This window comes from Micromonospora chersina (genome assembly GCF_900091475.1).
In the GTDB taxonomy this organism is placed as follows: Bacteria; Actinomycetota; Actinomycetes; order Mycobacteriales; family Micromonosporaceae; genus Micromonospora; species Micromonospora chersina.
In genome coordinates, this window is the sequence record NZ_FMIB01000002.1 from 1,388,930 (window position 1) to 1,412,523 (window position 23,594).

The 23,594-nt window shown below is 72.3% G+C and carries 16 protein-coding genes; 6 read left to right on the plus strand and 10 right to left on the minus strand.

Translation table 11 applies throughout. The features are described 5' to 3' along the window. The first annotated feature begins 136 nt into the window (after nucleotides 1-136). Nucleotides 137-2,212 carry a cellulose binding domain-containing protein gene (locus tag GA0070603_RS06425; RefSeq protein ID WP_091308582.1) on the plus strand — a complete coding sequence of 692 codons (2,076 nt, stop codon included), beginning with the start codon at nucleotides 137-139 and terminating at the stop codon, nucleotides 2,210-2,212. A 12-nt stretch (nucleotides 2,213-2,224) separates the two neighbouring features. Here GA0070603_RS06425 and GA0070603_RS06430 read toward each other — a convergent pair whose 3' ends face one another. From GA0070603_RS06430 to GA0070603_RS06440, 3 genes are all read right to left on the minus strand, one after another. Beyond that, entirely contained in the window at nucleotides 2,225-3,172 is a 948-nt protein-coding gene (locus tag GA0070603_RS06430) for a phosphatase PAP2 family protein (RefSeq protein WP_244282435.1), read from the minus strand. A gap of 97 nt (nucleotides 3,173-3,269) precedes the next feature. Continuing rightward, a complete protein-coding gene (locus tag GA0070603_RS06435; protein ID WP_091308584.1) occupies nucleotides 3,270-4,910 on the minus strand; it encodes an MDR family MFS transporter in 1,641 nt (546 codons plus the stop codon). Next, nucleotides 4,907-5,377, minus strand: coding sequence for a MarR family winged helix-turn-helix transcriptional regulator (locus GA0070603_RS06440; RefSeq protein WP_208862826.1), 471 nt, complete (start codon nucleotides 5,375-5,377; stop codon nucleotides 4,907-4,909). The genes GA0070603_RS06435 and GA0070603_RS06440 overlap by 4 nt, the downstream gene beginning before the upstream one ends. Nucleotides 5,378-5,478: 101 nt before the next feature. Between GA0070603_RS06440 and GA0070603_RS06445 the strand changes: the two genes are divergently transcribed. The 5 genes from GA0070603_RS06445 to GA0070603_RS06465 all read left to right on the plus strand — a co-directional run bounded on the left by GA0070603_RS06445 (nucleotide 5,479) and on the right by GA0070603_RS06465 (nucleotide 9,621). Then, nucleotides 5,479-6,069, plus strand: coding sequence for a TetR/AcrR family transcriptional regulator (locus GA0070603_RS06445; RefSeq protein ID WP_091308587.1), 591 nt, complete (start codon nucleotides 5,479-5,481; stop codon nucleotides 6,067-6,069). Between the two features lie 30 nt (nucleotides 6,070-6,099). Next, nucleotides 6,100-6,462: an MmcQ/YjbR family DNA-binding protein gene (locus tag GA0070603_RS06450; protein WP_091308590.1), complete on the plus strand. Its 363-nt coding sequence runs from the start codon at nucleotides 6,100-6,102 to the stop codon at nucleotides 6,460-6,462. A gap of 28 nt (nucleotides 6,463-6,490) precedes the next feature. After that, the gene (locus tag GA0070603_RS06455; protein ID WP_091321635.1) at nucleotides 6,491-7,117 is read left to right on the plus strand and encodes a GNAT family N-acetyltransferase; all 627 of its coding nucleotides are present in this window, start codon (nucleotides 6,491-6,493) and stop codon (nucleotides 7,115-7,117) included. Between the two features lie 65 nt (nucleotides 7,118-7,182). Continuing rightward, nucleotides 7,183-8,514, plus strand: a complete 1,332-nt coding sequence (locus tag GA0070603_RS06460; protein WP_091308592.1) for a low temperature requirement protein A — start codon at nucleotides 7,183-7,185, stop codon at nucleotides 8,512-8,514. Nucleotides 8,515-8,562: 48 nt separating this feature from the next. Continuing rightward, complete coding sequence (locus tag GA0070603_RS06465; protein WP_091308595.1) at nucleotides 8,563-9,621, plus strand: SRPBCC domain-containing protein; 1,059 nt, start codon at nucleotides 8,563-8,565, stop codon at nucleotides 9,619-9,621. A 53-nt stretch (nucleotides 9,622-9,674) separates the two neighbouring features. Here GA0070603_RS06465 and GA0070603_RS06470 read toward each other — a convergent pair whose 3' ends face one another. From GA0070603_RS06470 to GA0070603_RS06500, 7 genes are all read right to left on the minus strand, one after another. After that, nucleotides 9,675-13,958, minus strand: coding sequence for a discoidin domain-containing protein (locus tag GA0070603_RS06470; RefSeq protein WP_091308598.1), 4,284 nt, complete (start codon nucleotides 13,956-13,958; stop codon nucleotides 9,675-9,677). A gap of 92 nt (nucleotides 13,959-14,050) precedes the next feature. Next, the gene (locus tag GA0070603_RS06475) at nucleotides 14,051-16,927 is read right to left on the minus strand and encodes a galactose-binding domain-containing protein (protein WP_091308601.1); all 2,877 of its coding nucleotides are present in this window, start codon (nucleotides 16,925-16,927) and stop codon (nucleotides 14,051-14,053) included. 117 nt (nucleotides 16,928-17,044) lie between these two features. Then, on the minus strand, nucleotides 17,045-18,670 hold the full coding sequence (locus tag GA0070603_RS06480) for a glycoside hydrolase family 13 protein (RefSeq protein WP_091321637.1): 1,626 nt from the start codon (nucleotides 18,668-18,670) through the stop codon (nucleotides 17,045-17,047). Nucleotides 18,671-18,784: 114 nt separating this feature from the next. Further along, on the minus strand, nucleotides 18,785-19,672 hold the full coding sequence (locus GA0070603_RS06485; protein ID WP_091308605.1) for a carbohydrate ABC transporter permease: 888 nt from the start codon (nucleotides 19,670-19,672) through the stop codon (nucleotides 18,785-18,787). A gap of 12 nt (nucleotides 19,673-19,684) precedes the next feature. Further along, on the minus strand, nucleotides 19,685-20,641 hold the full coding sequence (locus GA0070603_RS06490) for a carbohydrate ABC transporter permease (RefSeq protein WP_091308608.1): 957 nt from the start codon (nucleotides 20,639-20,641) through the stop codon (nucleotides 19,685-19,687). Between the two features lie 84 nt (nucleotides 20,642-20,725). Then, a complete protein-coding gene (locus GA0070603_RS06495) occupies nucleotides 20,726-22,105 on the minus strand; it encodes an ABC transporter substrate-binding protein (RefSeq protein WP_091308611.1) in 1,380 nt (459 codons plus the stop codon). A 338-nt stretch (nucleotides 22,106-22,443) separates the two neighbouring features. Next, nucleotides 22,444-23,445 (minus strand): LacI family DNA-binding transcriptional regulator, encoded by a 1,002-nt coding sequence (locus GA0070603_RS06500; protein WP_244282436.1) that lies wholly within the window; start codon nucleotides 23,443-23,445, stop codon nucleotides 22,444-22,446. Nucleotides 23,446-23,594: the final 149 nt, after the last annotated feature.

Sequence of the window (23,594 nt, forward strand, 5' to 3'; positions counted from 1 at the left end):
GCGCGTCGCGGCCGCCGTGGGATTCTGGTGCGTCGATGGCTCGCGCGGGGCCGGTCGTCGTCGCTCCGGGCACCCGGACACCTCTCCGGGAGGGCGACGCGGACAGACGATCGCCCGACCCCTGAAGGAACCCCGCATGAGCAGAACCATCCCCACAGCGCGCCGGCTCACCGCGTACGCGGCCGTCCTGCTGCTCGCCGCCGCGGCGCCGGCCGCCGTCGACCCGCCCGCCGCCGGCGCGGCGGCCGACCCGGTGGCGGTGACAGTGAACGCCCGCGCCGGGCTGGCCACCGTGCCGGACACCGCGCTCGGCGTCAACCACGCCATCTGGGACCAGCACCTGGGCAGCACCGAGACCTCGGACCTGCTCCGCGCGGCAGGTGTGAAGATGCTGCGCTATCCCGGTGGCTCGTACGCCGACATCTACCACTGGCGGACCCACACCGCGCCGGGCGGGTACGTCGCCCCGAACACCGACTTCGACACCTTCATGGCGGCGGCCCGGAGGGTCGGCGCCCAGCCGATGATCATCGCGAACTACGGCACCGGCACCCCGGCCGAGGCCGCCGAGTGGGTGCGCTACGCCAACGTCACCAAGGGTTACGGCGCGACGTGGTGGACGGTCGGCAACGAGAACTACGGCAACGGTCACTACGGTTCGGCCTGGGAGGCCGACGACCACTCGGACAAGAGCGCCACCCAGTACGCCCGCCTGGTCGTCGAGTACGCCGACGCCATGAAGGCGGTCGACCCGAGCATCAAGGTCGGCGCGGTGCTGACCATGCCGGCGAACTGGCCGGACGCACTGACCGCCGGCGCCGACCCCGGGCCCTGGAACCAGACGGTCCTCTCCCTCGCCGGCCCGAAGATCGACTTCGTGGACGTGCACTGGTACCCGGGCGGCACCGCCGCCGAGTCCCTGGCCCGGACCGCCCACCTCCCCGACGCCGCCTGGCTGCTGCGCCAGCAGATCGCCCGTTACGCCGGCCCGGACTCCGGCCGGATCGGGATCAGCTTCACCGAGCTGAACGTGAGCGCCGGCCAGAACACGCAGCCGGGCGTGCTGTTCCTGGCCGACGCCTACAGCGGGCTGCTGGAGCAGGGCGTCTTCACCGTGCAGTGGTGGAACGTGCACAACGGGATCGGCACGGTCTCGGAGGTCGCCGGGCAGACCGACTACGGCGACTTCGGGATGCTGTCCAGCGGCGGGTGCACGGCCGACGGGTCGGTCTGCGAGCCGCCGTTCAACACGCCGTTCGCGCCGTACCACGGGCTGGCCATGATGAACCTCTTCGCCCGGGCGGGTGACCAGTTCGTCCGCGCCGGCACCGACCAGCCCCTGGTCACCGCCCACGCGGCCCGCCGGCCCGACGGCAGCCTCGCGGTCCTGCTGCTGAACAAGGACCCGGACAGCGCCCACGAGGTGGCGATCGAGTACGCCGGCTTCACCCCCTCGGCCGAGGCGCCGACCGTGCACACGCTGGCCAACGGCGCGAGCGGGGTGGCCACCGGCCGCTCCGGCAGCGCGACGGCCCGGACGCTGCCGCCGTACTCGCTGACCACGCTCGTGCTGCGCCCCGCCGGCACAGCCGACGGACGGCCCGGGGCACCCGGCCGGCCCACCGCGGGCGTGGTCACCGACCGGACGGCCACCCTCTCCTGGCCGCCGGCCGCGCCGGGCGGCGCGCCGATCGCCAAGTACGAGGTGTACCGGCAGCAGGGCGCGGTCAGCGAGCAGCTCGGCGAGACGGCGGGCACCTCGCTCACGGTCGGCAACCTCGACCCGGGCACCCGGTACACGGTGAACGTGCTCGCCCGGGACACCGCGGGCCGGGTCTCCTGGTCCTCCCCGCCGCTCACCTTCGCCACCGGCAGCCCGGCGGCCAGCACCTGCGCGGTCCGGTTCAGCAAGGACACCGACTGGGGCAACGGGTACGTGGCGACCGTCGAGGTCGTGAACACCGGACCGGACGCGATCGACGGCTGGACGCTCACCTGGACGTGGCCGACCGGCTGGCAGCAGGTGAGTAGCGGCTGGAGCGCCAACTGGTCGCAGGTGGGCACCGCGGTCAGGGTGACCAGCACCCCCGACAACCGCCGGCTCGCCGCCGGCGGCGGCAGCACCAGCGCCGGCTTCGTCGGCGCGTACAGCGGGCCGAACGTGCAGCCCGGCGCGTTCCGGCTCAACGGCACCGTGTGCACCACGCGGTGAGCCGGGCGGCGGTCACCCCCGACGTGGTGGCCTGAGCCGCGCGTCGGCCGCCGACGGGGTCCGCGGGCTCCGTCGGCGGGTCGCGCCGCCCGGGCGGCGCGGGGCCGGGACCACGTGCGGGCGCAGCCGCGCGGCGGGCGCCGGGCCGGCCGATGGCCGGCGCGGCGCGCCCGGCCGGGGCAGCGCGGCCAGGATCAGCCCGAGAAGCGTCACGGCGACCACCCCGTCGAGCCAGTAGTGGTTCCCGGTGCCGACCACCACGAGCAGGGTGAGCACCGGGTGGGCCAGCCACAGCCACCGCCACCGACCGGCGCTGACCGCCACGAGCGCGACGGCCACGGCCACGGCCCAGCCGACGTGCAGGGAGGGCATCGCGGCGTACTGGTTGCTCAGCGTGTCGGCCTCGGGCGGGCCGTAGACGGCGGGGCCGTACCGGCGGCCGGTGTCCACGAGGCCGGTGAGCGCGGTCATCCGGGGCGGGGCGAGCGGGACGAGGACGTGCAGGGCCAGCGCCGAGGCGGTGAGCGCGGCGAGCGCCCGCCGTGTCCAGCGGTAGTGCGCGGGATGGCGGAGGTAGAGCCAGACCAGGCACAGCGCGGTGGCCGGGAAGTGCACGTACGCGTAGTAGCAGTTGGCCAGCCGGACCGGCAGCTCGTGGAGGAGCAGCGGCGCCTGCACGGCCGCCTCGTCGGGCAGGTGCAGCAGGCGCTCGAACCACCAGATCCGCTCCCCGTTCACCTGCGCGTCGGCGGACCGCCCCGCCACCGCCAGCCGGCCCGCCTTGTACGCGAGGAAGAGCACGGCGACGAGGGTCAGCTCGCGGAGCGCACGGCGTACCGCCCCGGCCGGCCGCGCCTCGACCGGCCGCGCTTCAACCGGCCCCGGATCGGCCGGCCTCGGGTCGACCGGCCGCGCGTCGACGGCCAGCGCCGGGGGCGGCGCGGGCTGCGTGGTGTCCACAGCGCCTCGATTCGGTCACGGCCGGCGTACGCCGGCCCGGGTGGGCACGGACCAGGGCCGCCGCCGGAATCGGCGACGGCCCTGGGACGACGGGGCGTCAGCGGCGGGCGCGTTCGCCCGGGCCCGTGACGTCCACGGCCACCTCGTCGAAGGCGGGCGCCCCGTCGACCGCGTCGGCCGCGACGGCGACCGAGCGGGCGGTGTCGGGCAGGTCCAGGCTGGACCGCAGGGTGACCGGCTTGAGCAACAGCGCGGCCAGGATCCCGACGACCGCGATGGCGGCGGAGATCAGGAAGATGTGCCCGGTCGCGTCACCATACGCGGCCCGCACAATGTTGCGCACCGGCTCGGGAAGGGCGGCGAGGTTGAGCGTGCTGCCGCCACTGCCGCCCGAGGTGGGGATCCCGGCCGCGGCCAGGTCGTGGGTGATCCGGTCGGTGACGCGGCGGGCGAGCACCGCGCCGAGCACCGACACGCCGATGGTGCCGCCGAGGGAACGGAAGAACGCCACCGTCGAGCTGGCCGCGCCGATGTCCTTGAGCGCCACGGTGTTCTGCACCGCGAGCACCAGGTTCTGCATGGTCATGCCGACGCCCACGCCGACCACGAACATGGCGGCGCCGACCAGGACCAGCGAGGTCTCGTGGTCGATGGTGCCGAGCAGGGCGAAGCCGGCGACCAGGATGACCGACCCGGCGACGATGTACGGCTTGATCTTCCCACTGGCGGTGATCAGCCGGCCGGCGACGATGGACGACAGCAGCACGCCGGCCATCATCGGGATGGTGAGCAGGCCGGCCTCGGTCGGGCTGTAGCCGCGGCCGATCTGGAAGTACTGGCCGAGGAAGACCGCGCCGCCGAACATCGCCATGCCGACCGCGAGGCTGCCCAGGATGGCCAGCGCGGTGGTGCGCTCGCGGACGATCTCCAGCGGCACGACCGGCTCGGCGGCCCGCGACTCCACGAGGACGGCCAGGGCGAGCAGCAGCACCGAGCCGCCGACCATCGCGCCGGTCTGCCAGGACAGCCAGGCGAACGAGTCGTCGACGAACGAGATCCAGACCAGCAGCAGGCTGACGCCGGCGGCGATCAGGGTGGCGCCCAGGTAGTCGATCTTCACGTTGTCCCGCCGCGCGGTGGGCAGGTGCAGGGTCACCTGGAGCAGGATCAGCGCGATGATCGCGACGGGCACGCCGACGAAGAAGCACCAGCGCCAGCCGAGCCAGGAGGTGTCCACGATGAGGCCGCCGAGCAGCGGACCGCCGACCGTGGCGAGCGCCATCACGCCGCCGAGGTAGCCGTTGTAGCGGCCCCGCTCGCGGGGCGGGATCATCGCCGCGATGGCCACCTGGACCAGGGCCTGGAGGCCGCCGACGCCGATGCCCTGGAAGGCACGGGCGGCGATGAGCTGGCCGGCGGAGTGCGCGAAGCCGGCCGCGACCGAGCCGGCCAGGAAGACCACGATGGCGACCTGGATCAGCAGCTTCTTGTTGAACAGGTCGGCGAGCTTGCCCCAGATCGGGGTGGTCGCCGTGGCGGTGAGCAGGGTGGCGGTGACCACCCAGGTGTACTGGGTCTGCGAGCCGTTGAGGGATCCGATGATCTTCGGTAGGGCGGTCGAGACGACCGTGCTGCTCAGCATGGCCACGAAGAGCACCAGCAACAGGCCGCTGAGGGCCTCGAGCGTCTGCCGCCGGTTCATGGGCTCGGCGTCCGCCGTCGCGGTGGGTGCGCTCATCGCGCGTCCTCCAGGTTGTCGTGTCGGGTGAGCGCGACCTCGAGGTCGCGGGTGAGGCGCGCGAGCGCGGCGGACAGGGCCGCCACCTCGCCGGGGGTCCAGTCGGCGAGCGCCCGGGCGAGCACCCCGCCGTACCAGTCGTAGGCCTCGGTCAGGGCGGCACGGCCGGCCGGGGTGACGGTCAGGTGGCTGGCCCGCCGGTCATCCGGGTCGGTGCGCCGGTCCACCAGGCCGTCGGCGACGAGGGCGGCGACCGCGCGGCTGACCGTCGAGGGGTCGAGCCGGCTCCGTTCCGCCAGGTCCCGGGCGTGGCATCCGGTGTCGGCGCCCCGGTCGATGTGCCGGAGCAGGCCGACGAGGCCGGGCGGCACGGCCGGCCGGTCGTCCGCGCGCCGCTGCTTGAGCAGCCGCACGCCGGTCAGCATGTCCTGCAACCGCGTGACGAGTTCCTGGCTGGTGGCGTCCACTCTTCCCCTCCCCTGCCTTGGTTGCCTCAAGCAATCATTCGCGAATCTTGCGCAGTAGGCAAGTTTGCTCATTGAGAAACGGATCACGTACGCTGGAACCCATGGAGGAGGCCACCGGGCTGCGGGAGCGGAAGAAGGCGGCGACCCGCCTCGCCCTGCACGAGGCGGCCCTGCGCCTCGCCGCCGAGCAGGGGCCGGACCGGGTCACCGTCGAGGCGATCGCCGACGCCGCCAACTTGTCCCGGCGCACGTTCTCCAACTACTTCTCCAGCAAGGAGGAGGCGCTCTTCCACGGCGACACCATGCGGCTGCGCCGCCTGCTGGAACTGATCGCCGAGCAACCCGCCGACCTGACCCCGTGGGCGGCGCTGAGCCGTGCCGCGCTGCGCCAGGCCGACGAGATGGACGGCGAGACCGCCGAGTCCTGGCTCGCCCGGCGCCGCCGCTTGCACGGCAACCCGGGCCTGGTGGCGCACCAGGTGGCCGCGTACACGGCGATCGAGCGGGAGTTGGCCGGGGAGATCGGCCGCCGGCTCACCGGCGCCGACGGGCCGCTGCGCGCCCGGATCCTCGCCGCGACCTTTCTGGCGACCCTGCGGGTCGCCGTCCAGCAGTGGATCGAGGCGCCGGACCAGCCGCTCACCGGCACGCTCCGGGCCGCGCTCGCGCACGCCACCCCGGCGACCGGCTGACTGTCGGAGGGTGGCGCTAGCGTCCTCGGCGTGGTCACCGTCGACGAGGTCCGCGCCCTGGCCCGCACGCTCCCCCGCACCAGCGAGCACCTGATCCACGACCGGATCAAGTTCCGGGTGGGCGCGATCGTCTACGTCGCGTTCAGCCGCGACGAGCAGACCATGGGCTTCGGCTACCCCAGGGAGCAGCGCGACGGGCTGATCGCCGCCGAGCCCGCCCTGTTCTTCCTCCCACGCCCCTCCGACCTGAGGTTCAACTGGGTCTGCTGCCACCTGGAGCGGCTCGACCACGCCCAGATGACCGAGCTGGTCTGCGAGGCGTGGCGGATGGTGGTGCCGAAGTTCCTGGCCCGCCAGCGGCTGGGTGAACCCGGGCCGCCGGGGCTTCGGTGAGAGCGGTACCACGCCGTACGGTCCCGGCATGAGCGGCACCACGACATCCACGGCGGCCGTCCGGCCGTACCGGCCCGCCGACCACGACGCGGTCTACGACATCTGCGTCCGCACCGCCGACGCCGGCGGCGACGCCCGCGGGAGGTACGCCTCCGACGACCTCATGCCCGACCTCTTCGCCGGCCCCTACGTGCACCTCGAACCGGATCTGGCGTTCGTGCTGGCCGACGCCGGCCGGGTCGTCGGCTACGTGGTGGGCACCGCCGACACCCCCGCCTTCGTCCGCGCCTACCGACGGGTCTGGATCCCCCGGCTGGCACACCGCTACCCCGAGCCGTCCGGCGACCCACGCACCCCGGACGAGGAGATGATCGCCCTGCACCACCACCCCGAACGGATGCTGGTGCCGGAGCTGGCCGGCTACCCGGCCCACCTGCACATCGACCTGCTCCCCAGCCACCAGGGGCGCGGCCACGGCCGGCGGCTGCTGGAGACGTTCCTGGCCGCCGCCGCCCGGGCCGGCGCGCCCGCGCTGCACGTCGGCATGGTCAGCGCGAACGTCCGCGCCCGCGGCTTCTACGACCGGCTGGGCTTCCACGTCATCCCGGTGCCGGACCCGGGTCCGCTCACCTACCTGGGCCGGCCCACCACCTGACGAGCCGGCCGGGATGCGGGTCGATTCCGCCCCGGGGGCCGACCCGCCGCTGACAGACTCGGTCGGTGGGCCGCGACAGGTGGGGCAAGGGGCTGGGGCCCGCCGTACCGGTCGCCCCGGCCGCCCGGGTGGACAAGTTCGAGGTCTTCTTCGACCTCGTCTTCGTGGTGTCGTTCTTCATCATCACCCGGGCCACCGCCGCGAACGTGACACCGCGGGAACTGCTGCACGCCATGCTCGTGCTCGCCGTGCTCTGGTGGTGCTGGGTCGTGCACAGCGCGGTGGCCAGCCGGCTCCGGCTGGGCGAGGGCTTCGTGCCGGTGCTCATGGTGATCGGCATGGTGGCGCTCTTCACCTTCGCGCTGGCCCTGCCGCAGACCTTCGGCAACCTCCAGCAGGGCACGGCCGGGCCGATCCTGGTCACGGTCAGCTACATGGTGATCCGCGCCGTCCACATGTCGCTCTACGCGTACGCCACCCGGGGCGACCCGCCGGCCCGGCGCAAGCTCTGGCAGCTCGCCCCGGAGGTGCTGATCACCACGTGCCTGCTGCTGATCGCGGCGCTGCTCCCGCCCGAGGTCGACGATCCCGGCCTCGGGCTCTGGCTGCGCGACGGGCTCTGGATCGCCGTGGTGGTCATCCAGTACGCCAGCGGCCTGCTGGCCGGCGCGGAGGGCTGGCAGATCACCTCCGCCGAGCACTGGACCGAACGCTACGACCTGATCCTGATCATCGCGCTGGGCGAGTCGGTGATCTCGGTCGGCGTCGGCGGCAACCTGATCGGCAAGCCGGTGACCTGGCCCGCCATTCCGGCGGCGATCTTCGGCATCCTGTTCACCGCGGCGCTCTGGTGGGCGCACTTCGACATGATCGGCCCGGCCGCCCGGATCGCGCTGCACGCCGCCGAGGGCCGCCCGCGGGTGGCCATGGCCCGGGACGCGTACGCCTATCTGTACCTGCCCATGATCGCCGGGGTGATCCTGTTCGCGATCGGTGCGGAGGAGCTGGTCCGGACCATCACCGACCCGGTCGGCGGGGTGGCCGAGCGGGCCCACGGCCCGGCGGTGCCACTGCTCTTCGCCGGCGTGATGCTCTATCTCGCCGCGGACATGGCGTTCCAGCTGCGCACCCTGCGGACCGTGTCGTGGACCCGGGTCGCCACCCTCGTGGCGCTCGCCGCCGGGCTGCCGGTGGGCCGGCACCTGCCGGCGCTCGCCGCGCTCGGGCTGCTCACCGCGATCTGCGTCGCCCTCGTGGCGGTGGAGCTGGTGATGATGGCCGAGGCGCGCGCCGCGCTGCGCCGGGCCGTCTACGAGGAGAAGGCCAGCCACGAGGCCAGCGAGGCGGCGTTCCGCGCCCGCTGGCACGACGGCGGTCCGGAGCGGCCCGAGGAGTAGGGATCGCCCGTCCGACACGGCCGGCGGGGCGACCCTTAGAGTCTCCGCGTGATCGAGATCGCCACCGAGGTAGACCTGTTCCACCCGCCGGCACGGATCTGGCAGGCCCTCACGGAACGGGAGCTGCTCGCCAAGTGGTTCGCCGGAAGCGAGTCGGTGGGCGACCGGACGCTGCTGCGCACCTCGGGGCTGCCCGGGTACGACGCCGACACCGAGGTCGAGGTGGTCGAGCTGCGCGCGCCGGAGCGGCTGGTGCTGCGCTGCCGCGAAGCGGACCGGAGCACCCGGCTGGCCTGCGACATCGTCGCCACCGGCCACGGTTCCCGGCTGTCCGTGCGCGAGGTGCTGGAGGAGGGCGACTGGGACGCCGACCGGCGCGCCGAGCAGCACCAGGCAGCGGTGACCGGCCGGCTCCCGGCGATCCTCGACTGGATCGCGTTCCAGCAGGTCGACCTGCGCCGCGCCGAGGGCGGGCTGACCGCCGAGCTGCCGGTGGTCGGGCTGCTCGGTGACGTACACAGCCGGGCCGGTCGCCGCCGGGCGGTGCTCGTGGCCGCGGTGCTGGTGGTGCTCGGGGCGGCCGCCGGGGTCACGGTGTGGGCCACCCGGCCCGCGCCGACGGCGCCGGCCGCCCCGCCGCCGTCGGCGCCGCTCGTGGTGCCGTCGGCGAGCAGCGGGTCCCCGACGGCGACGCCGTCACGGGCCACACCGTCGGCCACCCGCCGCAGCGTCGCGCCGGACCCGACCCCGTCGGCCTCCCCCACCCGTACGCCGAGCCCCAGCCCGTCGCCGGCCGCTCCGCTGGAGGCCAGCTACGAGACCGTCTCCGACCGGGTGTTCGGCTACCGGGGTCAGGTGGTGCTGAGCAATCCCGGTCCGTCGGCGCGGTCGGGCTGGACGGTGACCGTCACGCTCGGCGACGGCGCCACGGTCGGCACCGTCAACGGGGCCGAGGCGAAGCAGGACGGTGCGGTGGTCACCTTCACCGGCGCGGCCGTGCCGGCGGGCGGGTCGGCCACCATCCGGTTCGACGTCCGGGATCCCGACCTGACGGCCACGGGACCGGAGGGCTGCACTGTCGACGGGGCGGCCTGCGCCGGGCTGTGACCGCGACGGGCCGCCGGGAGGGGTGTCCTCCCGGCGGCCCGCCGACCCGAGGGTCAGTTGCGGTTGATGGTGAACGTGCTTGTCGTGTTCCTGATGTCCTGGTAGTTGTCGGTCAGCCGGAGGTTGGTGAAGGTCGCCGAGCCGACCGCCGGGCCCTGCCCCGGCTCGGGCATCTCGTTGGCCCAGATCCCGAAGCCCGACTTGGCGTCGAAGGCGTCACCGCTGCGCTTCGCCCGGGAGATCGACACGTTGGTGAAGACCGTGTCGGTGACCGGGTTCTCGGGTTGGCCGCCGTTGTACTTGGTCTGGAACATGATCCCGGAGTACGTCGGGTCGACGATGTCCACGTCGGACACCCGGATGCCGCGGAACTCCTTGGAGGCGGAGAACAGCCACATCGCGGGGAACGTCTGCGCACCCCAGAAGTGCCCGCCCGCCCGGATCAGCGAGACGTTCTGGAACTGGGTGGGCGGGCTGGCGCCGAACCCGACGAACGGGTAGCCGAAGTCCAGCGAGCTGATGGTGATGCCCGAGTACGTCAGCATGTCGGCGATGTAGAGGTTGCGGAAGATGTTGTCGTAGCCGCCGTACACCGCCACCCCGGCCGCCCGCCAGGTGAGCGTGGCCGTCAGGTTCTCGAACACGTTGCCGTGGTTGCCGCCCGAGCCGCCCTGGTCGGTAGCGGAGAACAGCGCGAACGCGTCGTCGCCGTTGGAGCGGCCCTCCGAGTTGGTGACCAGGTTGTTCGTGCTGGCGTTCGTCATGTTCACGGCGTCGGCGAAGGTGTCGCGGAACCGGCTGTCCCGGATGGTCAGCCCGCTGACGCTCACCCCCCAGTACGCGCACACGGTGTGCTCCACCCAGACGCTGTCGAGCGTCATGTTGTCGACGTCCTTCAGCTCGCCCCACACCTTGCCCGGACCGTCGATCCGGTTGGTGTAGTTGCCGAAGAACGCCAGGTGGGCGAAGGTCGACCCGCTCGCCGAGGACTCCACCCGGAAACCGGCGTCGGTGTTCTGCTGGTTGGTGGGCGTCTGGAAGCGGGTGTACCACATGCCGGCGCCGACCACCTTCACCGCCTTGCCGTACACCTGGAACTTCTGCGCGGTGTCGTAGGTACCCGGCGGCAGGTAGACGCCGACCAGGGTGCCGGTGGTGTCCATCCGGACGGCATCCAGGGCGTTCTGCACGTCGGCGTGGCTGAAGCCGTTCGGCACCTTGTAGCGGGCGGGGTCCGGGTTGGCCCGCGGTGACACCAGCTCGGTGTTGACGAAGTCGATCGCGTACGTGGTGCTGTTGGCCGGGTCCTTCTGGAGCCGGATGGTGGCGCCGGCCGGGACGGTCGAGTTCAGCATCACGTTGGCCTCGTCGTACAGGTGGCGGGGTGCGCCGGCGCCGGGCGAGTCGCTCGGGCCCGCCTCGGCCCCGTAGAGCCAGATGTGCTTCGAGGTCAGGTTGATCGGCTTGTGCAGCACCCCGTTGACGTAGATGTTCAACGTCGAGTCGATCCCGCCGCCGCCCGGGGCGTCGGGGATGGAGAAGCGGGTGACCAGGGTGTTGGTGGCGGCCCGGGTGGTCCACTCGACGTACGCGCCGGTGGTGTTCAGGGTGACCGCCCGGCGGCCGGACGCCTCGCCGGCCAGGTCGCCGATGGTCCGGTTCGGCCCGACCACCTGCGCGCCGCCGCCGACCCGGCCGTCCTCGGCCTCGTACGTGTCGTACGGGACGTTCGCGCCCCGGCCGACGAACAGCGGCCGGTCGCTGGTGTTGTTCTGCTGCTTGACCGGCAGTTCGTTGGCGTCGGCGGCGAGCGCCACCCGCACGGTGTACCTCCCGTTCGCCGCCGTCCAGGTGCCCAGGTCGACCGGCGGGCTGGTCGCCCCGGCCGCCAGGGTGCCGCTGTACGACCCGGTGAGGGTGCGCACCACCGCGCCGGTGTCGCTGAGCACGGTGAGGGTGATGCCGTGCGCCCCGGCGGCTGAGGCGACAGTGCCCTGGTTGCGGATCGACACCGAGAAGGTGACCGTGGCGCCGGCGCTCGGCGTGCCGGGCGACCAGCTCACCGCCCCGGCGACCAGGTCGGAGCTGGGCACCGCGCTGACCGTCAGCGAGGTGGTCCGGCTGTTGTTCGACTCGTTCTGCTCGATGACCGTGTTCGCCTCGTCGGCCGTTGCGGTCACGTCGTAGGTGCCGGCGTTGCGCGCGCCGATGGCGAGGGTGACGGTCGCCGAGGCGCCGGCCGCGAGCGCGCCGACGGCCGCGGTGCCGACAGTCGTCGTACCCAGGGAGAAGGTCACCGCGGAGGCGGCGGCCGGCGCGGTGCCGGCGTTGCGGACGGTGGCGGACAGCGTGACCGGGTCGGTCTCCACCGGCGCGGACGGCGCCGCGGACAGGGCGGTGACGGTGAGGTCCGGGTTCGGCGCCGGGGTGCCGATCACCTGGAACTCGGCGACCTGCCCGTTGGACGAGCCCGAGTTGGCGGTGAACTGGAGCCGCACGTCCGCGGCGGTGGCGCTCACCGGGATGGTCACCGTGTTGCTGCTGGTCGGGCTGAACGAGTACGTCGCCGAGCCGACCACGCTGGTGAAGCCGGAGGCGGACTGCTCCCGGCCGAGCACCTGGAAGGTCTGCGTGCGCGGCCCCCACACCGGGTCCGGGTTCAGCTTGACCACTATCGCGCTGATGCTGGCGTTGGCGCCCAGCGCGACGGTCAGGGTGCTCGGGTACGCCCCCGGCGCGCCCTCCCAGTAGGTCGTCACGTCGTTGTCGTTGGCGTTGACCGCGGTGAAGACGTGCACCACCGAGGAGGCGGTGATCGGCTTGCCGGCGGCCAGGTTGGTGCCGCCGGGCGTGCTGCCGGTGCGGGTGACCGTGTTGGAGGTCGCCGAGACGTTCCCGGCGGCGTCGCGGGCCCGGACGTAGTAGGAGACGGTGGCGCTGTCCGGCTGGCTGTCCGTGTAGGCGAGCGTCGAGCCGTTGACGCTGCCGCGCAGCGCGTTGTTGGCGTAGACGTCGTAGCCGGTGACGCCGACGTTGTCGGTCGACGCCGTCCAGGTGAGCCGGATCTGCCCGCTGGCCGGCTGGGTGTACGCCAGGTTGCCCGGCGCGGTCGGCGCCGTGGTGTCCCCGGTGTTGCCGGTGCGGGTGACGGTGTTGCTGTTGGCCGACTGGTTGCCGGCCGCGTCGCGGGCCCGCACGTAGTAGGAGACGGTGGCGCCGGCCGGCTGGGTGTCGGTGTAGGTCAGGGTCGACCCGCTGACGCTGGTGCGCAGCGTGCCGTTGGCGTAGACGTCGTAGCCGGTGACGCCGACGTTGTCGGTCGACGCCGTCCAGGTGAGCCGGACCTGGTCGGCGGCGGGCTCGGTGAGGGCCAGGTTGCCGGGGGCGCTCGGCGGCTGGGTGTCGCCGGTGGCCGGGCCGTAGACCTCCAGCTCGGCGAGCTGACCGGCGGGCCAGCCGGTGTTGGCGGTGAACAGCAGCCGCACGTACCGGGTGGTGGCCGTGCCGACGGTGACGGTGACCGTGTTGCCGCCGGCGGGGTCGAACGCGTACCCGGCGGAGGCGACGAGGGTGCTGAAGGTGGACCCGTCGGTGCTGCCCTGCACGGTGAGCGTCTGGGTGCGCGCGGGCCAGCCGGTGGGGAGCTTGAGCACCACCTTGTTGACCGCAACGGCGGCGCCGAGGTCGACCCGGATCCACTGCGGGAACGCGTTGTTGGCGCTCTCCCAGTAGGTGGCCGGATTGCCGTCGTTGGCGTTGCCCGCGCCGTACACGTCGGAGTGGCTGCTCTCCGCCATGGTCCGGCCCAGGGCCAGGTTCGTCGAGGAGTTCGCGGTCCCGTACACCTCCAGCTCGGCGAGCTGCGCGGCGGCCCAGCCGGTGTTGGCGGTGATCGCGATCCGGACGTGCCGGGTGCTGGCGGCCGGGAAGCTCAGCGTGACCGTGTTGCCGTTGGCCGGGCTGAACGTGCGCCCGGCCGAGGCGAGCAGTGTGGTGAAGCTGCTGCCGTCGGTGCTGCCCTGCACCGACAGGGTCTCGGTGCGCGACTCCCAGCCGGTGGGGAGCTTCAGCACGACCTGGTCGACCGACTGGGCGGACCCGAGGTCGACCTGGGCCCACTGGGGGAAGGTGCTGCCGGCGCTCTCCCAGTAGCTGCCGGCGTTGCCGTCGGTGAGGTTGCCGGCCGCGTACGGGCCGTTGGCGCTGCTGGCGGTGGCGGTGCGGCCGAGCGCGAGGTTGGGACCGCCGGCCGCGGCGGCCGGGGACGGGGGCGGGGCCGTGACGGCCAGCGCGACCGCGGCGAGCACCGCGACCAGCCGGGTACGGAATCTGGACATGGTGGAGGGACACCTTCTTCCGGGGACGTGGAGAGGTGGTGTGGTGGGGGGTGGGACGGGGTCCCCGCCGCGCCGCGGGGACCCCGGGGCGGTCAGGTGGCGTACACCTCGAACTCGCCGAGCTGGCCCGCCGGCCAGCCGGTGTTGCCGGTGAAGGTCAGCCGCAGGTAGCGGCGGCCGGCGGACGGGAAGGTGACGGTGGCGGTGTTGCCGGTGGCCGGATCGAACGTGTAGCCGGCCGACGCCTTCACCGTGGTCCAGGTCGACCCGTCCGTCGAGCCGAGGACCGACAGCGTCTGGGTGCGGGCCTGCCAGGCCGAGGACGGCGGCAGCTTCAGCACGACCCGGGACACCGGGTACGTCGCGCCGAGGTCCACGGTGAGCGACTGCGGGAAGGCGTTGTTGGCGCTCTCCCAGTAGGTGCCGGCGTTGCCGTCGACCGTGTTGGCCGCGCCGTACACGTCGGCGTGGCTGGTCTCGGTGACCGGCCGCCCGGCGGCCAGGTTGCCGGTCGGCGGCGGCGGGGTGGTGGTCGGGGGCGGCGTGGTGGTCGGCGGCGGTGTGGTGGTGCTGCCGCCGTACACCTCGAACTCGGCGGCCTGGCCCGCCGGCCACCCGGTGTTGCCGGTGACGCTGAGCCGCAGGTGCCGCCGCTCCCCCGCCGTGAGCGGGATCGTCACGGTGTTGCCGGTGGCCGGGTCGAAGGTGTAGCCGGCCGACGCCTTCAGCGTGGACCAGGTGGACCCGTCGGTCGAGCCGAGCACGGACAGCGTCTGGGTACGCCGCTCCCAGCCCGGCGGCAGCTTCACCACCACCCGGTCGACGGTGCGCGCCGACCCGAGGTCCACGGTCAGCGACTGCGGGAACGCGTTGTTGGCGCTCTCCCAGTAGGTGCCGGCGTTGCCGTCCACCGCGTTCGCCGCCGCGTACGTCTGGGTGCTGCTGGACGCGGTGGCCGGCCGACCGAGGGCGAGGTTGCCGCCCGACGGCGGCGGGGTGGTCGGCGTCGGGCTCGGGGTCGGGCTGGGCGTCGGGCTGGTCGGGGTCGGGGTGGGCGGGCTCGACGGGCCGTTGCCCCACTGCGGCTCGGGCCAGGGCCCGCAGTACGGGCTCGCCGAGTACCAGCCGGAGTTGCCGGCGCCCTGGGTGATCTGGAAGCCGCTGCCGACGCAGTTGTACATGGGGTTGGCCTGGGCGATGCCGCTGGCCCGGACGCCTGTGAAGCTGACCTGGCTGGGCGCCTGCACCTGGAGCGCGAAGGTGCCCGCGCCGTCGATGCGCACGTTGTTCAGGTTGATCCCGCTGGTCTGGCCCTCGATCCAGTGCAGCGCCGCGTAGGAGCTGTCCAGGATGTCGGTGTCGGTGACGTTGATGGTGGCGCCCTGGATCGGCTCGTTGAGCGCCGAGAACCAGAGCGCGCCGACGCCGAACCGCCAGTTGTAGTCGGAGTTGCCGTTGCGGATCAGGGTGTTGCGGGCGACGGTGATCGTGCCGGCGACCGCGGTCGGGCCGTTGACGCCGGGATAGCGGTTGGCCACGTGGATGCCGCCGCCGTTGGTCACCGAGTCGGCGGTGACGTTGTCGGTGATCCGGATGTCCCGGCCGCCGTAGGTGACCAGGTTGTTGGCCAGGATGGTGACGCCGACGGTGTTGAAGGTGAAGGCGTTGTTGACGTTCGGTACGCTCTGCGCCCACATGGCCAGGCCGTCGTCGCCGGTGTTGCGGACGAAGGTGTTGGTCACCGTGGAGTTGGTGACGCCCCAGTGGAAGTTCACCCCGTCGGCGGTCTGGTCGAGGATCCGGCTGTTGCGGATGGTGAAGTTGTCCATGGGGCCGTCCATCCAGGCGCCGACCTTGGTGTGCTGCAACCAGAGGTTGTCCACCACCGAGTTCGACATGGCACCGCCCAGGGCGTTGACCTGGTCCTCGTCCACCCGCTCCCGGATGTCGCCGATGATGGCGAAGTCCCGCAGGGTGACGTTGCGGCTGGGCCCGCCGGCCTCGTGCGGCCGGATCTCGCCCCCGTAGCCGCCGCCGGGCACGTACTTGCCGTAGATGCCGGCGGCCCGCTTGCGGTCGGTGGGGTGCCGGCCACCGAGCACCGAGTACCAGGGCCCGGCGCCGCGCAGGGTCACCCCGTCGACCACCACGTGGTCCCAGAGCGTGAAGGTGCCGGCGGGGATCCAGACGGTCTTCCCCTGGGCCCGGCCGGCGTCCACGGCGGCCTGGAACTTCGCTGTCGAGTCGGTGGCGCCCGTGGGGTCGGCGCCGAAGTCGGTGACCGCGTCCAGCACGCCGGCGGGCTTGGCGATCTGGCCGCCGACCAGCTCGAAGTCGGCCAGGTCGATGGTGAAGGTGGGCGACTGCGCGGTCGAGGAGACCTGGAGGCGGATCTTCGTGCCGGCCGGGTAGGTCGTGCCGAACAGGGTGCGGGTCTCGTCGTAGAAGTGGTGCGGGTTGGTGTCGCCGGGGTTGTTGTTGAACGGGTAACCGCCGTAGTACCAGCCGTACCGGGAGGTGACCGGGACCGACTTGACCAGGGCGCCGCCGGCGCGCAGGTCGATACTGGCGTCCCGGCCCGTGCCGGCGGCGCTGTCCGGCAGGCTGTAGCGGAAGGTGACCGCGTTGGCGGGCGCCGTGAGGGTGAACTCGACGTACTCGCCGACGGCGTCGAGGGTGACCGCCTCCCGGCCGGACGCCTCCGACGGGAGGGTGCCGTAGCGGCGGTCGGGGCCGATCCGGGTGCCGGTATGGACGGCCTTCTCCGCCTCCTGCTCGACGAAGGGCACTGTCGCGCCACGGCCCGCGATGTCGAACGGGGACAGCCCGGCGGCCCGGGCCGGGGTGGCGGTGGTGGTGAGCGCCACGACGGTGACGGAGGTGGCGGCCAGCGCGGCGCCGGCGAGGGCGGCCAGCCCCGCGCGGAGCCGGCGGCGGCGCGGGTGGTGCGGGGTGGTGTGGTCGGCCATGAGGGGTGCGCTCCCTTTCGTCGGATGGCCAGGTCCCCCGTGCGGTGCGGTGTCTCGCTCCTCCTTCCTGCTCGGGCGGCGCCGGCGGCCGGGACGGGCCGCCGACGCCGGGTACTGTCAGCGGGTCCGCAGCCAGGCCGCGGTGTCCGGCGGCAGCCGGTCGTCGTCGAGCGGTCCGCTGGCGAGCAGCAGCCGCTCGTGCGCGGGCAGCGGCACGGCGGCCGCGGAGAGGTTGACCACGCAGGTGAAGCCGGGATCGCGGGCGAAGGCGAGCACCTTGTCGGGGGCGGGCAGCCAGGTGAGCCCGCCGTCGCCGAGCGCGGCCTCGGACCGGCGGATCCCGATGGCCGCCCGGTAGAGCTCCAGCATCGAGTGCGGGTCACCGGTCTGCGCCCGGACCGTGCGGTCCTTCCAGTCGGCCGGCTGGGGCAACCAGGGCGCGGCCGCCGCACCGTCGGGGCTGAACCCGAACGGCGGGGCGTCACCGGTCCAGGGCAGCGGCACCCGGCAGCCGTCCCGGCCGGGGTCGACCCGGCCGGACCGTTCCCACATCGGGTCCTGGCGCAGCTCGTACGGGATGTCCTCGACCTCCCAGAGCCCCAGCTCCTCCCCCTGGTAGACGTACGCGGCGCCGGGCAGCGCCAGGGACAGCAGCGCGGCGGCCCGCGCCCGACGGGTGCCGAGTTCCAGGTCGGTGGGGATGCCCTCGCGCTTGGCGGCGAAGCTGAACCGGGTGTCCGCCCGGCCGTAGCGGGTGACGTGCCGGGTGACGTCGTGGTTGGAGAGCACCCAGGTGGCCGGCGCGCCGACCGGCGCGTGGGCGCTCAGCGTCCCGTCGATGCTCTCGCGCAGCGCCGCGGCGTCCCAGGCACAGCCGAGGAAGTCGAAGTTGAAGGCGGCGTGCAGCTCGTCCGGGCGCAGGTAGTTGGCGAACCGCTGCCGATCCGGCAGCCACACCTCGCCGATCAGGGCCCGGTCGCCCGGGTAGGAGTCGGCCACCCGCCGCCAGTCGCGGTAGATCTCGTGCACCCCGTCGAGGTCGCGGAAGGGATGCGGCCGGTCGGGCAGGGTCTCCGGCAGCGTCCCGTCCTTGACCAGCAGCCCGGCCGAGTCGATCCGGATGCCGTCCACCCCGCGGTCGAACCAGAACCGCAGGATGTCCTCGAACTCGGCGCGCACCCGCGGGTGGTCCCAGTTGAAGTCCGGCTGCTCGGGGGCGAACAGGTGCAGGTACCAGTCGCCGGGAGTGCCGTCCGGGTTGACGGTCCGGGTCCAGGTCGGGCCGCCGAACTCGCCGATCCAGTCGGTGGGCCGCTGGTCGCCTCCGGGCCCGCGGCCGGGGCGGAACCAGAACAGCTCCCGCTCCGGCGCGTCCGGCCCGCCGGCGAGGGCGGCCTGGAACCAGGGGTGCGCGTCGGAGCAGTGGTTCGGCACGACGTCGACGATGGTCCGGATGCCGAGCGCGTGCGCCTCGCTGATCAGCGCCTCCGCCTCGGCGAGGGTGCCGAAGACCGGGTCGATGTCGCGGTAGTCGGCCACGTCGTAGCCGGCGTCGGCCATGGGTGAGGGGTACCAGGGGCTGAACCAGATCGCGTCGATGCCGAGCTCGGCCAGGTAGGGCAGCCGGGACCGGATGCCGGCGATGTCACCGACGCCGTCGCCACCGCCGTCGGCGAAGCTCCGCGGGTACACCTGGTAGATCACCGCTCCACGCCACCACGGACCGCTGTCTGGTGTGGACACGAGCACCTGCTTTCTGCGTCGGTACGTCGGCGGGTTCGCCGGACCTGGATGTGGGGGCCGGGCGAACTGTCGTCGTTCGCCGCGGGAGGTGTCGCCGGTGGGGTGCGGGTGCGGTCAGCCCTTGAGGCTGCCGGTGGTCAGGCCCGACATGATGTTCCGCTGGAAGATCAGGAAGATGACGACTGTCGGGATCGCCGCGATGACCGAGGCGGCGATCACCACGTTCATGGGCGTGCCACCGGAGAAGGCGTAGATGCCGACGCTCACCGTCCGGGTCTCGGGCGACGGCATGACCAGCTTCGGCCAGAGGAAGTCCTTCCAGACCGCCGTCACCGCGAAGATCGAGACCACGCCGAGGATGGGCCGCGACATCGGCAGGATGATCGACCAGAGGGTACGCAGCGGGGTGGCGCCGTCCACGAGGGCCGCCGCCATGAGGTCCTCGGGGATCGAGTCGAAGAACCGTTTCAGCAGGAAGATGTTGAACCCGTTCGCGACCAGGGGCAGCCAGATGGCGAACGGCGAGTCGAGCAGGTTGAGGTGCAGGATCGGCAGGTCGATCACGGTCACGTACTGCGGGACGATGAGCACCATGGCCGGGATCATCAGCGTGGCCAGCATCAGGCCGAGGATCACGTTGCCGAGCACCGGCCGGAGCTTCGACAGGGCGTACGCCGCGGCGGTGTCGAGGACGAGTTGGAAGAGCACCGCGCCGGCGGCGTAGTAGAACGTGTTGAACAGCAGCTTGGCGAGGCGCAGGTTGGTCCACGCGTCGACGTAGTTCTGCGGCTGGGGATCCTTCGGGAACAGCGACGGCGGGGTCTGCGCGATCTCCTGGCCGGACTTGAGTGCGCCGGTGACCATCCAGTAGAGCGGCCCGATGAAGACCAGCGTGAACACCACCACCACGACGGCGAGCAGCGTCCAGTAGATGACCCTGCCGCGCCCACGGGTGAGCTGGGCCTGGGAGATGAGGGTCCGGGTGCCGGAGTCCTGTGCCATTCCTGGTCCGTCCTAGTCCTGTTTCGCGGTCAGCCGCACGTAGACGGCGGAGAAGCCGGCCAGCACCACGAGCATGATCACGCCGAGCGCCGCGGCGCCGTTGAGGTCGTTCTGGAAGAAGCCGTGCTGGTAGATGAGGTACGCGACCGAGGTCGCGGAGTCCCCGGTGCCGGCGCCGTTGGCGAGGATCAGCGGCTCGATGAAGAGCTGCATGGTGGCGACGATCTGCATCATCGCCAGCAGGGCGAGGATGAGCCGGGTCTGCGGGATGGTCACGTGCCGGATCCGCCGCCAGATCCCGGCGCCGTCGAGTTCGGCCGCCTCGTAGAGCTCTCCGGGGATGTTCTGCAGCGCCGCCAGGTAGATGAGTACGGCGCTGCCCATGTTCATCCAGGTGGAGGCCAGCACCATGGCGGGCATGGTCATGCCGGGTGACTGCATCCACTCCGACGTGGGCAGGTGCAGCGCCGCGAGGATCGCGTTGAACAGCCCCGCCTCGCTGGGGTCGTACGCGTAGAACTTGAAGAGGAACAGCGCCGAGGCCGGCGGCAGCATCACCGGCAGGTAGACCAGGATCCGCAGGTAACCCTTGGCGTGGCGGAACTCGTTGAGCAGGATCGCCACGAAGAACGGCACCGCGTACCCGAGGACGAGCGCGAGGGCGGTGAAGTAGAACGTGTTCTGCCAGGCGGTCCAGAAGCTGGGGTCGTCGATGATGCGGGTGTAGTTGTCCCAGCCCACCCAGGTCGTCTCGCCCCGGCGGGTGCGCTGGAAGCTCATCACGATGCCGCGCACCATCGGGTACCAGGAGAAGACGGCGAAGCAGAGGACCGCCCCGATCAGGAACGCGTGCCCGGTGAGGTTGTCCCGTACCTTGCGGCCGAGGCCCCCACGACGTGGCGGTGACGGGTACGGCGGCCCGGAGCGACCCGCTCGTCTGGTGGTACCCGGGACGGTGGTGATGGCCAAGACGTCTCCTGCGGAAGGTGGGTGGCCGGACGGTGTGCGGACGGAGGGTGGGGGCCGGGGATGCCGGCCCCCACCCGCGCCGGGTCAGCTCCCGGCGGCCAGCAGCTGGTTGACCTTGTCCTCGGCCGTCTTGAGCAGCGCGTCGATGTTCGCGTTCGGGTTCGTGAGGACCCCCGACATCGCGGCGTCGAGCACCGCGTAGATGGCCTGCGCGTTGCGGGGCTCGCCCTTGATCGGGACCGGGTTCGCCTCGAAGATCGCGAAGTTCGCGGTGTCCACGTTCGCGTTCGCCTTACGCAGCTCCAGCTCCTGCTTCTGCGCGTCGCTTCCGTTGGCGAACAGCAGCGGCTGGGGCAGGCCCACCGGGTAGTTCTGCGGCTTGGCCCGGACGTAGTCGAACTGGCCCTTGCCCGGGGTCAACTTCTGGTACGCGATCCACTTCAGACCGGCCTTGACCTGCTCCGGGGTGAGGCCCTTCTTGAAGAAGTAGCCCTCACCGCCGCCGAGGGTCGCCTTCGCCGGGCCGTCCTGGCCGGGCAGCGGGCCCATGGCCCAGTCCTGGAACTTGCCCTGGAACTGGCTCACGATCGCCTGGGTGGCGTCCGGGGCGCCGATGAACATGCCGACCTTGCCCGCGCCGGCGTTGGTCAGCAGGTCGCCCCACTGCAGCAGTTGGCGGCTGCCCATGCTGTTGTCGCCGTACCGCATGTCCTTGAGGTTCTGGAGGACCTGCTTGCCCATGGCGTTGTTGAAGTCGGCCTTCTTGCCGTCCTCGCTGAGCACCTGGCCGCCCTGCGAGTAGAGCAGGGAGGTGAAGTGCCAGCCGCCGGTGTTGCCGGCGCTGTACTCCGAGTAGCCGGCGATGCCGTTGCCCAGCGCGGAGATCTTCTTGGCCGCCTCGCGGACCTCCGCCCAGGTCTTGGGCGGGTTGTTGACGTCGAGGCCCGCCCGCTGGAACAGGACCTTGTTGTAGACCAGGCCCATCGAGTAGTTCTTCACCGGGACGGCGTAGAGCTTGCCGCCGTCGGTGAAAACGCCCTTGAGTGCCGGGTCGATGCTGTCCCAGGTCGGGATCGTGTCCTTGGTGGCGTACTCCGTGATGTCCATGGCCTGACCGGAGTCGAGCACCTGCTGGAGATCGGTCATGTACCCGTAGAACACGTCGGTCACGGTGCCGCCGGCGAGGCGGGCCGTGAAGTCCGGCGGGTTGTTGCACTGCTCGCCGACGCTGACGCTCTTGATGACGATGTTCCGGTTCTGCTTCTGGAACTCGGCGACGTCGTCGTTCCAGTTCTTCAGCAGTTCCTTCTGTGCGCCGACCGGCTGGCAGTCGACGGTGATGGTGACCTTGCCGCTGGCGTCCTTCGCGGCGTCGTCGCTCTTCGTGGAGCAAGCCACGAGGCTGAGCCCCAGGCCGGCCACGAGCGCTATCGCCGCAGCCTTCCGGTACTGCGGTACGGACATCTGTCCATCCCTTCGGGGAACGGGGTATCCATGGCGTTCGCTTGATCTGGCGTGAACGTCACCGCCTGACGCCGGGGCCAGGTGTGAGTGGAGTCACTGTAGCGAGGTCGACTCATTGCGGCAAGGTTTCGATCGTTTGCTGAAAGAACACGACTTCGTCACGACAGTTGCGACCAGCCCTGCGGGCCCGGTCCGGCTTCCGGCTTTCGTCCCTCTCGGAGCCCACCTCCGCCGGCAACGACGAAACGGCCGCCGACCGCGGGTGGCGGTCGACGGCCGGAGCGTCGGTGCGGATCGTCGGGGAGGCGGTGGGGTGCCGGAGGCGTCCGGCGGGATGGTCAGCGGCGGGGGGCGGGCGCGGTGGAGCCCCGGACCACGAGCTCGGGCTCGAACAACAGCTCGTCGTGCAGCACGCCGGCGCCCTCGATCTGGGTGACCAGCAGGTCCACCGCGGCCTGGCCCATTGTCTCGATCGGCTGCCGCACGGTGGTCAGGGGCGGGTCGGTGCAGGTCATGAACGCGGAGTCGTCGAAGCCGACCACGGAGACGTCGGTCGGCACGGCCCGGCCCAGGCGCCGCGCGGCCCGGATGGTGCCCAGGGCCAGCACGTCGCTGGCGCAGATGATGCCGGTGACACCCCGCTCGACCAGCTTGGTCGCCGCGACCCGCGCCCCCTCCATGGAGAAGCTCGACCGCTCGACGTACCCGGTGTCGTCGGTCCACCCCGCGACCTGGACCATGGCGTCGCGCTTGCGCCGGGACGGGACGTGCCCCTCCGGGCCGAGCACCATGCCGATGTGCTCGTGCCCGAGGGAGCGCAGGTGCCCGTACGCCTGCTCGACCGCCACCGCGTCGTCGGTGGAGACCCGGGGGAAGCCCAGCTCGTCGACGCCCGCGTTGACCAGCACCACGGGCAGGCCGCGGTCGGTCAGCCGGCGGTAGTGCTCGTGGGTGGCGTCGGCGAGGGCGTACGACCCGCCCGCGAAGATGACGCCGGAGACCTGGTGGTCGAGGAGCATCTCGACGTAGTCCGACTCGGACACCCCACCGATGGTGCGGGCGCAGAGCGCCGGGGTGAACCCCCGCTGCGCGAGGGAGCCGGTCACCACCTCGGCGAGGGCAGGGAAGATCGGGTTCTGCAGCTCGGGCAGGACCAGGCCGACGAGCCGGGCCCGCTCGCCGCGCAGCTTGGTCGGGCGCTCGTAGCCGAGCACGTCGAGCGCGGTCAGCACCGCCGTCCGGGTCGCCTCGGACACGCCGCCCCGCCCGTTGAGCACCCGGCTCACGGTCGCCTCGCTGACGCCCGCCTTGCGGGCCACCTCCGTCAACCGTTTCGTCACGGCGGCAATCCTACGTCGTGTTCTTGCAAGAAATGAACAAGGCCCTGCTGGACGGCGGTCACGCCCGGTCGCCCGACGGTCCGGCACGCGGCTCCGGCGGGCGATCCTGGCCGCGCAAGATTCGAACAAGCAGGCGCTTGAATATCGAC